Source organism: Exiguobacterium sp. BRG2 (genome assembly GCF_031844245.1).
Taxonomy (GTDB): domain Bacteria; phylum Bacillota; class Bacilli; order Exiguobacteriales; family Exiguobacteriaceae; genus Exiguobacterium_A.
This window is the reverse complement of the sequence record NZ_JAUZUW010000002.1, coordinates 134,722-150,722: the sequence shown is the minus strand read 5'-3', so window position 1 is coordinate 150,722 and position 16,001 is coordinate 134,722. Positions and strand designations below refer to the sequence as shown.

17 protein-coding genes are annotated in these 16,001 nt (G+C 46.2%); all 17 read right to left on the bottom strand.

What is annotated here, in order from left to right:
* Positions 1–5: 5 nt before the first annotated feature.
* Positions 6–548 carry a magnesium transporter MgtE N-terminal domain-containing protein gene (locus Q9R23_RS03465; RefSeq protein ID WP_056062230.1) on the bottom strand — a complete coding sequence of 181 codons (543 nt, stop codon included), beginning with the start codon at positions 546–548 and terminating at the stop codon, positions 6–8.
* On the bottom strand, positions 545–979 hold the full coding sequence (locus tag Q9R23_RS03460) for a flagellar export protein FliJ (protein ID WP_311246409.1): 435 nt from the start codon (positions 977–979) through the stop codon (positions 545–547). The genes Q9R23_RS03465 and Q9R23_RS03460 overlap by 4 nt, the downstream gene beginning before the upstream one ends.
* A 12-nt stretch (positions 980–991) precedes the next feature.
* Entirely contained in the window at positions 992–2,287 is a 1,296-nt protein-coding gene (gene fliI / locus Q9R23_RS03455; protein WP_311246552.1) for a flagellar protein export ATPase FliI, read from the bottom strand.
* A 10-nt stretch (positions 2,288–2,297) separates the two neighbouring features.
* Positions 2,298–3,023 (bottom strand): FliH/SctL family protein, encoded by a 726-nt coding sequence (locus tag Q9R23_RS03450; protein ID WP_311246408.1) that lies wholly within the window; start codon positions 3,021–3,023, stop codon positions 2,298–2,300.
* Complete coding sequence (gene fliG / locus Q9R23_RS03445) at positions 3,007–4,014, bottom strand: flagellar motor switch protein FliG (RefSeq protein WP_035406978.1); 1,008 nt, start codon at positions 4,012–4,014, stop codon at positions 3,007–3,009. Before fliG ends, Q9R23_RS03450 begins: the two co-directional genes overlap by 17 nt.
* Before the next feature lie 4 nt (positions 4,015–4,018).
* Positions 4,019–5,587 carry a flagellar basal-body MS-ring/collar protein FliF gene (gene fliF, locus Q9R23_RS03440; protein ID WP_311246407.1) on the bottom strand — a complete coding sequence of 523 codons (1,569 nt, stop codon included), beginning with the start codon at positions 5,585–5,587 and terminating at the stop codon, positions 4,019–4,021.
* A gap of 28 nt (positions 5,588–5,615) precedes the next feature.
* The gene (gene fliE, locus Q9R23_RS03435; RefSeq protein ID WP_035406973.1) at positions 5,616–5,903 is read right to left on the bottom strand and encodes a flagellar hook-basal body complex protein FliE; all 288 of its coding nucleotides are present in this window, start codon (positions 5,901–5,903) and stop codon (positions 5,616–5,618) included.
* 17 nt (positions 5,904–5,920) lie between these two features.
* Positions 5,921–6,319 (bottom strand): flagellar basal body rod protein FlgC, encoded by a 399-nt coding sequence (flgC, locus tag Q9R23_RS03430; protein ID WP_035406970.1) that lies wholly within the window; start codon positions 6,317–6,319, stop codon positions 5,921–5,923.
* Positions 6,320–6,322: 3 nt separating this feature from the next.
* Positions 6,323–6,685 carry a flagellar basal body rod protein FlgB gene (gene flgB, locus Q9R23_RS03425; RefSeq protein WP_035406967.1) on the bottom strand — a complete coding sequence of 121 codons (363 nt, stop codon included), beginning with the start codon at positions 6,683–6,685 and terminating at the stop codon, positions 6,323–6,325.
* 251 nt (positions 6,686–6,936) lie between these two features.
* Entirely contained in the window at positions 6,937–7,716 is a 780-nt protein-coding gene (gene codY / locus Q9R23_RS03420) for a GTP-sensing pleiotropic transcriptional regulator CodY (protein ID WP_023468725.1), read from the bottom strand.
* 16 nt (positions 7,717–7,732) lie between these two features.
* Positions 7,733–9,106: an ATP-dependent protease ATPase subunit HslU gene (hslU, locus tag Q9R23_RS03415; RefSeq protein WP_035406964.1), complete on the bottom strand. Its 1,374-nt coding sequence runs from the start codon at positions 9,104–9,106 to the stop codon at positions 7,733–7,735.
* Entirely contained in the window at positions 9,099–9,650 is a 552-nt protein-coding gene (gene hslV, locus Q9R23_RS03410) for an ATP-dependent protease subunit HslV (RefSeq protein ID WP_023468727.1), read from the bottom strand. Before hslV ends, hslU begins: the two co-directional genes overlap by 8 nt.
* Positions 9,651–9,664: 14 nt before the next feature.
* Positions 9,665–10,570: a tyrosine recombinase XerC gene (locus Q9R23_RS03405; RefSeq protein ID WP_231496840.1), complete on the bottom strand. Its 906-nt coding sequence runs from the start codon at positions 10,568–10,570 to the stop codon at positions 9,665–9,667.
* Between the two features lie 145 nt (positions 10,571–10,715).
* Positions 10,716–12,020, bottom strand: a complete 1,305-nt coding sequence (trmFO, locus tag Q9R23_RS03400) for an FADH(2)-oxidizing methylenetetrahydrofolate--tRNA-(uracil(54)-C(5))-methyltransferase TrmFO (protein ID WP_023468729.1) — start codon at positions 12,018–12,020, stop codon at positions 10,716–10,718.
* Between the two features lie 3 nt (positions 12,021–12,023).
* On the bottom strand, positions 12,024–14,120 hold the full coding sequence (gene topA / locus Q9R23_RS03395; RefSeq protein WP_214854532.1) for a type I DNA topoisomerase: 2,097 nt from the start codon (positions 14,118–14,120) through the stop codon (positions 12,024–12,026).
* Positions 14,121–14,168: 48 nt separating this feature from the next.
* Positions 14,169–14,996, bottom strand: coding sequence for a DNA-processing protein DprA (dprA, locus tag Q9R23_RS03390; RefSeq protein ID WP_311246406.1), 828 nt, complete (start codon positions 14,994–14,996; stop codon positions 14,169–14,171).
* Between the two features lie 82 nt (positions 14,997–15,078).
* Positions 15,079–15,996, bottom strand: a complete 918-nt coding sequence (gene sucD / locus Q9R23_RS03385) for a succinate--CoA ligase subunit alpha (protein ID WP_035406957.1) — start codon at positions 15,994–15,996, stop codon at positions 15,079–15,081.
* Between the last annotated feature and the right edge of the window lie 5 nt (positions 15,997–16,001).

Genomic DNA, 16,001 nt, shown 5'->3' with positions numbered 1-16,001 from the left:
CCTCCTTACTTCGTCGCGAGTAACTGTGTCAAGGCGGCTGCTTTCTTAGCATCCATCTTGGCAATGATCGCCGCCTGTTGTTCCGCATCGATGTCCTCGATGATTGGTACGACTTCGGTCGGACTGAGTTCATTTAAAATCAGCGCAGCATCCTTTGGTGCCATTTCAGCATAGACATCTGTCACGGATGCTGTTTTTTTCTTCGTCGTTTTTGTTTGATCCGTTGTTTGCGCAGGTGTCTGTTTTAACTGATCCCTCTCAGCAATCAAACGTTCAACTTCCTGCTCTTTCGCTTTTAAGGTATCCGATTGTTCCTTACTTTGATTGCGTAATTTTTTGATCTCTTGATTCGCTACTTTCAGACGACGTTCGAGTTCTGCTGATGGATTCGCCTGATTCGTAGTCGTTTTTTCGGTTGCGAACGGTAAGGATAGTAGTGGACGTCCATTCGCATAATTCAATACGAAATAAGCCGTCAACAAGATTAAAATCAAAGGAATGACCAATAAAGGTAAAATCCACCCTTTTGATGTTTTATTTTCACTCATATCATCCGTCCTCTTCCAAACTGTAACAATGCCAGTTCATCTAATTGATTTTGTTCCGTCAATGCTTCGATTCGTTTCGTTTCGACTGTATGATTCTCTTGGAGACGACTAAATTTCTTCTCTTCGATTAACGTTCGTTCGAGTGCTTCTTGTGTACGTTCGTAACGATTTTTCGATTGTGTCACGTACAGTTGTTGCCGTTCGATTTCTTGCTTCACGACATCTCGAGCCCGCTCTCGATATTGCGAAGACGTTAATTCGACGATGCCAATCTCATCTTGCGCTTTCAGAAAGGATTCATAACGGACGAGCAGATGGTATAGTTTTTCGACTTCAAGCTCATATTGTTTTTTATGAAGGCTCAATTCTTTTGCGACGCGATCTTTCTCTGCTTCAGCCAAAGGAATGATTCGTTCATAAATCGTCTTCATCTTCCGTCCTCCTTACTGAATCGTTGCCATGAGTTGCTGACAAGCTTTCTCGAAGTCACTGTCTTCATGGATTTGTTGTTTTAAAAAACGGATCAGCTCCGGATATTTATCAACGGCACGATCAATTTCTGGGTTCGTCCCTGTTTTGTAGGCGCCGATATTGATTAAGTCCTCCGAATCAAGATACGTCGATAACAGCTGTCGAAATGCGACGGCAGCGGTCTTTTGTTCAGCAGTCGTGATTTGATTCATGACACGGCTGATGGACCGTAAGACATGAATCGCTGGGAACTGCCCTTTGTTCGCAAGGTTACGATCCAGAACGAAGTGACCGTCTAAGATCCCTCGTACGGCGTCAGCAATCGGTTCATTCATATCGTCTCCATCGACGAGCACAGTATAAAAAGCCGTAATCGAGCCATCTTGCGTTTTTCCGCTACGTTCGAGTAACTGAGGAAGAAGAGCAAAAACGCTTGGTGTATATCCTTTCGACGCAGGCGGTTCACCTGTCGCAAGACCAATTTCTCGTTGTGCCATCGCAAAACGTGTGACAGAGTCCATCATCAAGACCACATTCTTACCTTGATCCCGAAAATGTTCAGCGATGGCTGTTGCCGTATAGGCGCCCTTTAGACGAACAAGTGGCGGTTGATCACTTGTCGCTACGACCAAGATGGAGCGTTTCATTCCTTCTTCACCGAGTTCTGCCTCTACAAATTCCTTGACTTCGCGTCCGCGTTCACCAATCAAGGCAATGACGTTGATGTCTGCTGTCGATCGTTTCGCGATCATACCGAGTAGTGTCGACTTCCCAACTCCTGATCCTGCAAACAAACCAACGCGTTGCCCTTGACCGACTGTTAGTAGCCCATCGATGGCACGGATGCCCGTCGAGAGAACATCACTGATACGAGGTCGTTCCAACGGACTAGGTGGTTTACGAACGATCGATGTCGTGCGTAAATTTTCTAATGACTCACCATCTAGTGGTCTTCCTAGACCATCAAGCACCTTACCAATCAGTTCATTCCCTACTGGAACGTGGAGTGGTTTTCCTGTCGCAAGAACAATCGAGCCTGGAGCAATCGATGTCGTTTCACCATACGGCATGAGTAGGACATGCCCTTCTCTAAATCCGACGACTTCTGCTTCGATTGTCTGACGTTGTTGGATTTGGATTAAACACCGCTCACCGATTGCCACTGCTGTCGGTCCACGTGATTCGATCATCAATCCAATCACTTGTACGACCTTTCCGGAATGCTGTACAAGTTCTTCTGAGCGAATTTCTCGAACCGCGGCCTGCATCGCATTGAGATTAAACATGATGTAAAACCTCATTGATTTTGGTTTGCAATGCTTCAAAGCCACTGGTTAAACCGCCAGTGATTGCTCCATTCTCCGAATCAATCCGATAATCGCGTGCCTTTAACGCTGGATCAAATCGCAATTGAATCGTTGCGTTGGCACCTAGAACGCCTTGTAGTCGTTCTTCAAGTAACACGACTCGTTCAAAATCCGCCGGTGACGCATAGATAATGATTTTTTCACGATCGCGGAACTGAATGATCAATTGATGTAACAATTGGTATAACGCATCTTCCTCTTCATCATGTAACTGTTCTAAAAATTGATGTGTCACTTGGAGTCCGAGGACACATAATTCATGTTCTAGTCGTATCAATCGTTCTTGACTCTGCTCTTCTAGGCGATCAGCAAACGAATTCGTTTTGGCAATCTGCTCTTCAAACGTTGCTTGTCCTTCCGCATGTCCTGTTTCAAATCCAGCTTGATACCCTTGTTGACGTGCTTCTTCTAACGCTTGAAGGCGTTCTTGCTCGAACTGCTGTTGACGCTGTTCGAAATCTAGGAGCATCGCCTGTCGAAGGCGCTCTAACTCAGCGTGTCCTTCTGCCATCTTCTCTTCGTAGAATGTGTCTGGAACGATCGTAGGCTCTTCCTGACTGGTTCGAACCTGCACGAGCGTTCGTTCCTGTCGTTCAATTACTGCTTGTCTTTTGATGACGTTAGACAACAATATCATCTCCTCCACCACGAGCAACGACGATCTCACCCATGTCCTCTAAGCGGCGGATGATTCCGACGATTCGACTTTGAGCTTCTTCGACGTCTCGGAGACGCACAGGACCCATGAATTCCATGTCCTCTTTGAACGACTCGACCATCCGTTGTGACATGTTGCGATAGACCATGTCCTTGACATCGTCTGACGATACTTTGAGTGCCAATAGTAAATCCTCGTTTGAGACTTCGCGAATGATTCGCTGTATCGCCCGCGCATCGAGTGTGACGATGTCTTCGAAGACGAACATCCGTTTTTTGATTTCTTCCGCAAGCTCTGGATCCTGAATCTCGAGCGTATCGAGAATCGTTCGTTCCGTTGTGCGGTCGACGCCATTTAATACTTGAACGACAGCCTCGATGCCTCCCGATTGAGCAAAATCTTGCATCCCTGCTTGTGATAGATTCCGTTCAAGAATTTGTTCTACCTCGCTGATGATTTCCGGATTCATCCGGTCCATCGTCGCAATCCGTCTTGCTACATCGGACTGTGCTTCTGCCGGGAGCTCTGAGAGAATCTGACCGGATTTTGCTGGATCGAGATGAGCAAGAACAAGTGCGATCGTTTGTGGATGTTCATTTTGAATGAAGTTCAGAAGCTGTTTCGGATCTGCCTTTCGTGCAAACTCAAACGGACGGACTTGTAACGTCGACGTCAGGCGATAGATGAGTTCCATCGCTTTTTCTTCACCAAGTGCTTTTTCAAGGACAGATTTAGCAAATCCGATTCCACCTTGCGTGATATAGTTCTGCGCCATCGCTAGTTCATGAAACTCATCAAGAACGACTAACTTCTCTTCTGGATCAATTCGTTTCATGCTAGAGATTTGAAGGGTTAACCATTCCATCTCTTCTTCCGATAAATGTTTATATACACTGGCAGCGACTTCAGGACCTAACGAAATCATGAGAATCGCAGCCTTTTCACGACTGTTCATTTCTAGCTTCTTCATCTCATCAATCCTCCGCTAACCAAGTACGTAATAATTTTGCGAACTCATCCGGATTAGATGCGGCGAGTTTCTCAAGCTGTTTGCGTTTGACCGCACCATCGCTTGTATCTTCTGTTGAGAGTTCAGGAATTTCGGTTTCGATCGGCGTCCATTCCTCAAGTTCTTCGATTTCATTTTCTCTCCGTCGACGCATGAGGAGAATGACTGCTCCAATGACAAGGATTGCTGCACCACCAAGCGCGAACCATACCCACATCGGTGTCGTCGTCGTCGTTTTCGTCGCCGTCGTTGTTTTTGCGAACGGTCGAGACATGACAACGACTTTATTAGCAAGTTCTGCATCCGTCAGCGTCGTTTTCGCATCCGTCTTCGTTAACGACGTCCGGATGATGGAATACATCATCGTTTGTAAATCCGTCTGTAATTGCGGATCGATTTGATTTTGACCTTTCGGCGGCTCGACGATGATTTGAATTCCTAAATCCCGAATTTCATAAGGAGCACCTGTAATCTGTTTCGTGATGCGATTGACTTCATAGTTGATGATGTCGTGCGTCTTCTCACTCGTATCACCGGTCGTTCCAGTACCTGCTGGGAAGTTCGTCGTCTCATTTTGTCCCGTACCTGCTGTTCCGGCATTCGCAGACCCTGTATACGCCTCTGCTACTTTTTCTGCCGATGTGACAATCCCTTCGATTTTATCGGGATCTACTGGTTCAACAAGCTTTTGTTCTTCCTGACGTTTCGTGACATCGACATCTGCCGTAACCGAAACGAGCGCTTTTTGTGGACCGAGAACGACAGACAACATTTGTTGAATCTGTTTACGTAAATCGTTTTCCGTCGTTTTTTTCAGCGCCATCGGATCTGTCCCGCCCGCTGTTTGCGTAGCGTTACCTGGCTCGTAATACGTAAAGTACTGATCCATGATCGTAATATTTTCTTCTTTTAAGTTCGGGATACTCTTTGCAATCAGATGGTAAAGACCTTGGACTGTTTGATTGTTCAGATTACTACCCGCACTAGAAGTCAAGACGACAGAAACCGTTGAAGATTCTTTTTCATCGGAGAGAAAGACGCTCTTTTCTGGAAGAGTAATCATGACTTTTGCAGACTCGATCCCGTTAACTTGTGTAATCAAGTTTTCAAGTTCTGTCTGCATCGTATCGCGTTCAAGAATATTCATTTCTTTATCTGTCGTACCAAATCCAGCATTCTCACTAAAGAAGGAATAATCAATCTGACCGGACTTCGGAATACCTGCCGTTGCTAATTCGACTTTCAAGTTTTCCACGTTTGCTTCCGGAACGAGAATCGTCACACCGTTTGCTGAGCTGACGACTTCCGACGCGATTCCATCCTCATTTAGCTTTTCTGTTACTTGCCCTGCCTCTTGAGGTGACAATTTCGAATAAAGTGGCGTCATCGTTGGTTTAGATAACCAGATAATGGCGACAATCAACGCTGCTAAAACGACGACGATGCTTCCAAGAACCATCGCTTTTTTCGCAAGTGACCACTCTTTCCATGTCGTATTCATAGCTCCGAATCGAGCTTTTATTCGTTCGTTCATTCAACATCTCCCACGCTTTCCTTAACAGTCACAGTTGCATACGCATCATTTCTTGGTATGCTTCGATGCCTTTGTTTCGGACTTCAAGGGCGAGTTGCATAGAAAGCGATGCCTCTTCTGTTTTAATCATGATGTTATGTAGATCCGTCGTCTTCCCTGTCGCTAGGTCGACACGCGCTTGAGATGAGGCTTGCTGTGTTGCATTCAGTCCGTTCATCGCCTCGCTGAGCACCTCACTGAAATCACTTGGTGTCGTCTTCGCGATTGTCTGAGTGGGTAAGACCATTTGCATGTTTTGAATAGGTTGAATTGCCATCCCGTCATCTCCTCTATTTATTTACCGATCTCCATCGCTTTGACGAGCATCGCTTTTGTTGCATTTAAGGCCGTTACGTTCGCTTCGTATGAACGTGTCGCTCCCATCATGTCGACCATTTCTTTCAATAGATCGACATTCGGCATCTTGACGTATCCAAGTTCATCCGCATCTGGATGCGTCGGATTATATTCTAATTTGAACGGTTCAGGATCTTTCTTCAATTCGCTGACCGTGACCCCATTAGCAGTTTCTTTTAAAACAGCAAGTTTCCTCGCATAGGGTTGCCATTGACCGTTGACAAGCTCACCACGTGTCGTTTGAGCATTGGCGATGTTTGCTGAGACAGTATCCAGTCGTAAACGCTGGGCAGTAAGCCCAGACGCAGATGTATGAAAGCCATTGAACATACTCATCGATTATTTTCCTCCCCGGATGACAGACTGGATACCCGAGAACTTACGATTCAATTGCTCCACGAGCGCCTCATACTCAATTTGATTGCGTGATAATTCAGACATCTCAAGATCGATATCGACACCGTTTCCATCATTACGCATCGTATTTGGTCGATCGACGATACTACCGGTCGTTCCGATTGTTGCATGACGTTTTAGGCTCATCTTCATCTCTGAATCGAGAACATCTCCAAACGCCACTCGCTTCGCCTTATAACCCGGTGTATCGACATTCGCGATATTTTTAGCAATAACTTCTTGTGCCATGACCGTTCGATTGACGGCTTGCGTCATCAAACTGTAGTCAGACCCTAACCAATTCATGTTCTTTCCTCCACTCATGGAACTAGTATTCGAATTTGCGACAAATATTAAGTCATTAGTAACACATCTGAAATAATTGAAACAAATAGGTCAATGTTTGAAAAGAAGTTTTTTGAAAAATAGGGTAATGAGATGCTAATTTTCTGTTTTTTATTCCCTTTTCTTATAAAAATGATAAATAATACCTAGTCAAACAAAAGAGACCTAGTACTTTACTAGGTCTCTTATTTATTAATAGCCATTTTCTATTTTTAGTTTGATTTAATTCGCTCTAATTCATATAGGAAGTTATCATTTAAGATTTTAATATACGTTCCCTTCATACCAAGCGAACGTGACTCGATGACTCCTGCACTTTCGAGTTTACGAAGTGCATTGACGATAACAGAACGCGTAATACCGACACGATCGGCAATTTTTGAAGCGACAAGTAGTCCTTCATTACCCTCGAGTTCTTCGAAGATATGCTCGATTGCTTCGAGTTCTGAATAAGATAACGAATTGATCGCCATCTGAACGACTGCTTTCTTACGTGCCTTGTCTTCCGCTTCATGAGCCTTCTCACGAAGGATTTCCATCCCAACGACTGTCGCCCCATACTCTGCAAGCACGAGGTCTTCTTCGTTGAAGTCTTCCACCATACGGCCGAGGACAAGCGTACCAAGGCGTTCTCCACCACCGATGATTGGTACGATCGTCGTTTTCGACGTTTCGAACGTATCACGGTTGTCGACCGGGAATGCCGTATGTTCGCTGTCGATGGCAATGTTTGCTGTCGTTTCAGTGACGTTAAAAAGTTTTTTCGTGTAATCTTCCGGGAATTGGCGTTCTTCCAAGAAACCACGGACCCGGTCATTTTCGATTTGTTGCTTAATTGCGATACCTAGTAACTTACCGCGTCGACTTACGATGAATGTGTTCGATTCCATGACTTCGCTGAGCCGATCAGCCATGACCTTGAAATCAACATGTGTGCTTGCTTCTTGTTGTAACATCGTATTCAACTTCCGCGTTTTCGCCAATAAATTCATTTTTTCTTCCTCCACTTTATAAGATGAACTGACTTAAGTCTCGATCATCTGCTACTTTTCCAACACGATCCGTCACGTATTGTGGCGTGATCGTTACATCCGTTTCAGGCATGTCTGCTGCTTCGAAGGATAATTCTTCAAGTACGCGCTCCATGATCGTATACAAGCGCCGCGCTCCGATATTATCCGTCTCATCGTTTACCTGTGCAGCAATCCGTGCAATTTCACGAATGGCCTCTTCTGTAAAGGTGACATGAACGTGCTCTGCCCCTAGTAATGCTTTATATTGTTTGAGTAATGCTTGATTCGGTTCAGTTAAAATTTTAACAAAGTCATCTTCCGTCAAACTGTCGAGTTCGACACGGATCGGGAAACGACCTTGGAGTTCAGGAATTAGATCAGACGGTTTCGCCATATGGAATGCACCGGCAGCGATAAACAAGATATGATCCGTCTTGACTGGTCCATATTTCGTGACGATCGTCGATCCCTCAACGATCGGCAAAATATCTCGTTGAACACCTTCTCGTGAAACACCTGCTGAATCATGTCCCTTTGTCGCAATCTTATCAATCTCATCAACGAAAATGATGCCCATTTGTTCTGCACGGCGGACCGCTTCGTCATGAACTTCATTTAAGTCAAGCAATCGTTCCGCTTCTTCTGCAGTCAAAATCGGACGTGCTTCTTTAACCGTGAGCTGGCGCTTCTTCGTTTTCTTCGGCATGACTTGTCCAAGCATATCCTGAAGATTTGCGAGCCCCTCCATGCCTTGTTGTCCGGAGAATAAATCAACTTGACGTTCTTCAACATCGACCTCGATCATTCGATCTTCGAGTTGACCTGTCAGCAATTGCTGACGGAGTAGCGAACGATCAGCTGTTGCTTCCGATGTATCTGGCTCTTGCTGCTTTTGGTTCCCACCGAACAACATCTCAAACGGATTCGTTCCACCACCGAGACCAGATGACGCTTTTTTGCCAGACAACGCATCAACGATTCGTTCGTTCGCCACTGCCTCCGCCCGATCTTTAAGCGCTTCTTTTTTCTCATCTTTGACAAGACGTAGAGACGCTTCCACAAGATCTCGTACCATCGATTCTACGTCGCGACCGACATATCCTACTTCCGTGAACTTCGTCGCTTCGATTTTGACGAACGGCGCTCGGACGAGTTTCGCGAGACGTCTCGCAATCTCTGTTTTTCCGACACCGGTAGGTCCGATCATCAGGATATTCTTTGGCGTGACTTCATCCCGCATCGATGCATCGAGTAATTGTCGACGGTATCGATTACGTAAAGCGATCGCCACCGCACGTTTAGCATCAGCTTGTCCGATGACATGTTCATTCAACTTCTCGACGATTTGTCTTGGCGTCAATTCATGCATGGTCATTGCCTCCGATCGTTTCTAAGATGATTTGATCGTTCGTAAAGACACAGAGTTCTCCAGCCGTCTCAAGCGCCGCACGAGCGATTTCTTCTGCCGTGAGATGACTTGCGTGTCGAGCTAACGCGCGACCTGCAGCAAGCGCATAATTACCACCTGAACCGATCGCAAGAATGCCGTCATCCGGCTCGATGACTTCTCCGTTTCCGGATACAAGTAACAGATGTGTTCCATCCATGACGAGTAAGAGTGCTTCTAGTTGACGCAACATCTTATCGCCTCGCCATTCCTTCGCCAGTTCAACAGCTGCCCGTTGTAAGTTCCCGTTATACATTTCAAGCTTCGCTTCGAATTTTTCAAAGAGTGTGAACGCGTCCGCGACACTTCCAGCAAATCCGGCAATGACTTTGCCACCATAGAGGCGCCGTACTTTTTTCGCACTTTTCTTCATGATGACCTGGTTTCCGAAAGTCACCTGTCCGTCTCCACTCATCGCGGATTGTCCGTTATGTTGAATCGCAAAAATCGTCGTTGCATGAAACATCAATGTTTCCTCCCTTAGGCACGAGGATGTGCTTGTTGATAAACATGTCGTAATCGTTCCGTTGTTACGTGTGTATACTGACCGGTCGTCGAAAGAGATGCATGTCCAAGTAGCTCCTGGACCGCTCGCAAATCGGCTCCTCTTTCTAGCAGATCCGTCGCGAAACTATGACGAAGCGCATGGGGTGTCACATGTTTCCCAACGAGTTGTTCCCCTTTTTTCATGATTTTCCGAATCGCATCCGTCGTCAATCGACGTCCTGAATGAGACAAGAACAATGCTTGCTCATGACCTGCAACTGGATCTCGTGATGGTAAGTACAGTTCTAATGCATCTTTCGCAAAGGTTCCAATTGGCGCAATGCGCTCTTTCCCACCTTTTCCATACACGTGGACGTAGGAATGATCAGTTGCGAGATCACGAAGATCCAGTTGAACGACCTCGCTGACTCGCATACCCGTCGCATATAAAAGTTCCACTAACGCGACATTCCGGTTACCAAGCGTATCACTCGATCGAAATGCATCGAGGAAACGTTCATATTCCGTTGGGACAAGGAATGTCGGAAGTCCTTGTTGTCGTTTTGGTGCTTTTAATCCATCAAATGGATTAGGTTCATCGGTGTCACGTGTCAAAAAACGACCAAATTGTTTGAGGCAGGAAACTTTTTGTGCAATCGTCGCCCGCGCCAGCTCCTGATCGTAAAGAGCATACAAATAACGCCGTGCACTTGCCAATTCAATCGATCGTAATTGATGATCGCGGCAAAAAGCGGCGTATTGTCGAAGTGTTTGATCATAAGAGCGACCTGTATTCGGAGATAATTGACGTTCAATATGAACATACCGCATGAAATCTTCTAGCAGTCGCTCAAAAGCAGTGTCTATCCCCATGAATGCGCCCCCTTCTGACCATTTCATTCTCGAATCGCCCTTAGCATAGCACAGACCAAGTAGTCTGACAATAGACCAAAAACCGAAAAATTAACGAAATTATCGCGCTTTTGTGACAAATTAAGAAATGGGGAGAAAGAGCGCTGAATCACGCCTTTCTCCCCATCAAAAATCACATATCCGTGAAATCTTTGATCGCTTCAAGTGCTCTCTCTGCGTAGAGCGCATACTTCTCAGGTTTTTTCATCCGAACCGGATGACCGACGAGTGCTGGTACCAATCCGAAGTTGGCATTCATTGGCTGGAAGTTCTTCCCTTCCGTCGTCGTGATATAGTGCGACATCGCACCCATCATCGTTTCCTGCGGGAACGTTACCGGTTCCGCCTCATTGACGAGACGTGCCGCATTGATTCCTGCCGTCAAACCGGACGCTGCTGACTCGACGTATCCTTCGACACCTGTCATTTGACCAGCAAAGAACAAATCGTCACGCGTACGTGTCTGATACGTTGGTTTCAACAAATTCGGTGAGTTGACGAACGTATTACGATGCATGACACCATAACGGACGATTTCTGCATTCTCAAGACCAGGAATTAAACGAATGATCCGCTTTTGTTCGCCCCATTTCAAATGTGTCTGGAAGCCGACAAGGTTGAACAATGTTCCAGCTGAGTTATCCTGACGCAATTGAACGACAGCATATGGTCGTTTGCCTGTCTTCGGATCTTCCAGTCCGACTGGCTTCATTGGTCCGAACAAGAGTGTTTTCGGTCCGCGAGAAGCGAGAACTTCAAAAGGCATACAGCCCTCGAAGTAAATCTCTTTTTCAAATTCCTTCAGTGGAACGACTTCCGCATTGATCAGCTCATCATAGAAGAGTTGGAATTCTTCTTCCGTCATTGGACAATTCAAGTAGGCAGCTTCGCCTTTATCATATCGTGATTTCAGATAAACCTTCTCACGATCAATCGTGTCTCCATCGAGAATCGGTGCCGCTGCATCGAAGAAGTATAGGTAATCTTCACCTGTGAATTGTTTAAGTGATTCCGATAAGGCCGCACTCGTCAACGGACCTGTCGCGACGATCGTCGGACCATCTGGAATCGCTTCGATTTCTTCATGATGGACAGTAACGTTCGGATGGTTTTTCAACGTTTCCGTCACATATCCTGCGAAGTCATGCCGATCGACAGCAAGTGCTCCACCTGCTGGAACGCTCGCTAAGTCTGCCGCTTTCATGATCAAGGAATCGAGCTGACGCATCTCTTCCTTTAATACACCGACTGCATTCGTCAACTGATTTGCTCGAAGTGAGTTCGAACAGACGAGTTCTGCGAATTGGTCTGTATGGTGTGCGGGTGTCTGTTTGACTGGCCGCATTTCATATAAATCTACTTGTACGCCGCGTTTTGCAAGTTGCCATGCTGCTTCAGAACCTGCAAGTCCCGCGCCGATTACCGTTACACGTTTCAACGGTCATTCCTCCTCTTGCTCCTGATCGATGCGTGTTTCATGATGTCCACAAGATGTACATTCTACTTTCACACCGTTCTTGATTTTCTTTTGTACCATCATACTGCTACATACCGGACATGGTTCTTCGACCGGTTTATCCCATGAGACAAACTCACACTCCGGATAGTTCGAACAACCGTAGAACAAACGTCCTTTTTTACTACGACGTTCGACGATGTCGCCCGTTCCACATGTCGGACACTTCACACCAATCTCGACTTGGATCGGTTTTGTGTTACGACACTCTGGGAAGTTCGAGCACGCCATGAACTTACCATAACGTCCCATCTTGATGACCATCGGATGACCACAGACTTCACAATCTTCTCCAGCCGGTTCATCTTTGATTTCAATCTTCTCGATTTCTGCTTCTGCTCGTGTCAGACGTTTCGCAAAGGATTTATAGATTGGATCGACGACTTCCGTCCACTGCATGTCGCCTTTTTCGATCGCATCGAGTAAAGCTTCCATGTCTGCCGTGAACTGGACGGTGATGAACTCCTGGAAATAGTCGCTGATCATATCGATGACGAGTTCACCGAGTTCCGTTGGTAAAAACTTTTTCTCCTCGAGTGTCACATAACCCCGTTTTTGGATCGTATCAAGTGTCGGCGCATACGTCGACGGACGACCAATTCCGAGTTCTTCCATCGCCCGGACAAGACGTGCTTCCGTATAACGTGGTGGTGGTTGAGTAAAGTGTTGCTTCGGTTCGATCGCTGATCGTTTCAACTCTTCCCCTTCATCAAGTGGAGGAAGTAGTCCTTCCTTGACGTCTGTGACGGCCTCATCATCGGTATCTTCGATGTAAACCTTCATGAAGCCTGGGAATTTAACAGTTGATCCGTTCGCACGGAACATAACATCGTTCGAGACAAGGTCAATTTTGACGGTATCGAGAATTGCTGGCGCCATCTGACTTGCGACGAATCGTTCCCAGATCAGTTTATATAAACGGAATTGGTCACGCGATAGATACGATTTAACGAGTTGTGGCTCACGCATTGTCGAAGTCGGGCGAACCGCTTCGTGCGCATCCTGTGAGTTCGCTGATTTCTTTTCTTTGCGTTTTTCACTTGCGATGTATTCTTTTCCATACGCCTGCTCGATGAACCCGTGTGCTTCGAGGTTCGCCGATTCAGACGTCCGTGTTGAATCGGTACGCATATACGTGATCAAACCGACCGTACCTTCTTTTCCGATCTCGATTCCTTCGTATAGCTGTTGTGCGATCATCATCGTCTTCTTCGCTCGGAAATTTAGTTTACGTGCTGCTTCCTGTTGCAAAGAACTAGTCGTAAACGGTAACGCTGGATTCCGTTTCCGCTCTTTTTTCGTGACGGAATCAACTGTGAAGTCTTCTGAAAGTTGATTCAAGATTTGATCGACTTCTTCTTGCGAATGAAGTTCACGTTTCTTACCATCCACTCCGTAGAAGTTTGCTTCGAGCTTTTCACCGTTTGCATCGAGTTCGAGTTTGATCGTCCAGTACTCTTCTGGCATGAACGCATTGATTTCTTGTTCCCGGTCGATAATCATCTTAACGGCAACCGATTGTACACGTCCTGCAGATAAACCTTTTTTGATCTTCTTCCATAACAATGGACTCATGCTATAACCAACAAGGCGGTCCAAGATACGACGTGCTTGCTGTGCATCCACAAGATCATAATTGAGCTTGCGTGGTCGCTTGAACGAATCCTTAATGGCATCTTTCGTGATTTCATTGAAGACGACGCGGCACTCTGTTGATTCATCAACGCCTAATGCTTTGGCTAAATGCCATGCGATCGCTTCCCCTTCACGGTCGGGGTCGGCTGCGAGATAAATTTTTTGTGCTTTTTTCGCAGCTGTCTTGAGTTCTTTTAAGACCGGACCTTTACCACGGATCGTGATATATTTCGGTTCATAGTCATGTTCGACGTCGACTCCCATTTGGCTTTTCGGCAAGTCAATGACGTGCCCCATCGACGCTTTCACGGTATAGTTGGATCCGAGATAACGTTTAATGGTTTTTGCCTTAGCGGGTGACTCGACGATTACTAGATATTTTGCCATTGCAATCGCTCCCTATTAGAGGCGTACTCCGTATTTTAATCTCACTTATCATAGTAGTCTCGATTCCCATTTGTCAACGTTCAGCCGAATAGTTTTTGAAACTTCTTCCGGATCAAGGAGTGGAATCGCTCCTTCTGCAATCAATTGATTCGTTCCGGCAAAGAACGTTTCAGTCGGACATCCCGGCAAACAATAGACATCTTTTCCTTGATCGAGGGCGTGACTTGCTGTGTTCATCGTACCACTTCGTTTTGCTGCCTCGACGATGATCAACGACGAGGACAAGCCGGCAATAATCCGATTTCGTTCTAGAAATTGAAATTTTTGAATGGGTGTGCCAGGTGGATATTCGGAGAGAAGAAGACCATTCGAGAAGATACGTTCAAAAAGAGCAGCATGGGAAGTAGGATATAGACGATCAAGTCCGCCGGCCAGAACCGCAATTGTTGTCTGTTGATGTTTTAAGGATAGACGATGGACGAGGGCATCGATGCCATATGCGCCTCCGGAAACGGTGGCGAGATCTGGATGAAAGAAGGGTTGTAGAAAATGCATGCGGGAAAGGTGTTGCGGTGAGGGAGTTCGACTACCGATGATACTGATGCGTGGAAGAGTTAGGCGGGACGGATCACCGCGGTAAAAGAGGGCATAGATAGGTTGAGGAATCGTCAGTAGTACGGTTGGAAACAGTGGATCTCCTTTAACTAGAATCGACTCTTCGATCCGATCAAGTTGCAGTGCTTGTTCATATCGTTTTCGAAGCCGATTTGAAACGGGTAATTCATGACTTGGAACGATTCCGAACTGTTCAATCAATTGAACAATCGGATACGGTACCTGACACATGGCGAAGCGGACATACAGTTCTCGATTCATGAGATCAACGCTCCTTCTTTAAGCTTCTTATTTATATAGAAGAAAGCCGTCCTGATTTGATCAGGACAGCTCTTTTTTTGATTTATTTGACTGTGCTGTTCGTCACGCACTCGTCATAAATCCCTGCTTCTTTGATGACACGGATTAACGTCTCACCAATGACAGCTGGTGTTTCTGCCACTTCAATTCCGTTTGCACGGAGTGTCTTGATTTTTTCAGCAGCTGTTCCCTTACCGCCGGAAATGATCGCACCTGCGTGACCCATCCGTTTACCGGCAGGAGCCGTTTGACCACCAATGAAACCGATGACTGGCTTCGTCATGTTCGCTTTGACCCACTCAGCCGCTTCTTCTTCCGCTGTTCCACCGATTTCACCTAACATGATGACGGCTTTTGTTTCTGGATCTTCATTAAACGCTTTTAGTGTATCGATGAAGTCTGTTCCATTGACTGGGTCGCCCCCGATACCGACAGCTGTCGATTGACCGATGCCTGCCGTCGTCAATTGATGAACAGCTTCATACGTCAACGTTCCAGAACGCGAAACGATTCCGACATGTCCCGGTGTATGGATGTATCCTGGCATGATACCAAGTTTTGCGACACCTGGAGTGATGACGCCTGGGCAGTTTGGTCCGATAAGACGAACTGGCTTGCCCTCAAGGTAACGTTTTACTTTAACCATATCAAGAACTGGAATACCTTCCGTGATACAGATGATCAATGCGATGTTCGCATCTGCTGCTTCCATGATCGCATCTGCTGCGAATGCTGGTGGCACGTAGATAATCGATGCGTTCGCACCTGTTTTGTCGACCGCTTGTGCGACCGTATCGAAGACAGGAACACCACCAAGTACTTCCGTACCGCCTTTTCCTGGTGTGACACCACCTACGAGGTTTGTGCCGTAGTCGATCATCTGTTCACCATGGAACATCCCTTGATTACCTGTAATACCTTGAATAATGACTTTCGTCGATTCGTTCACCCAAATACTCATCTTTA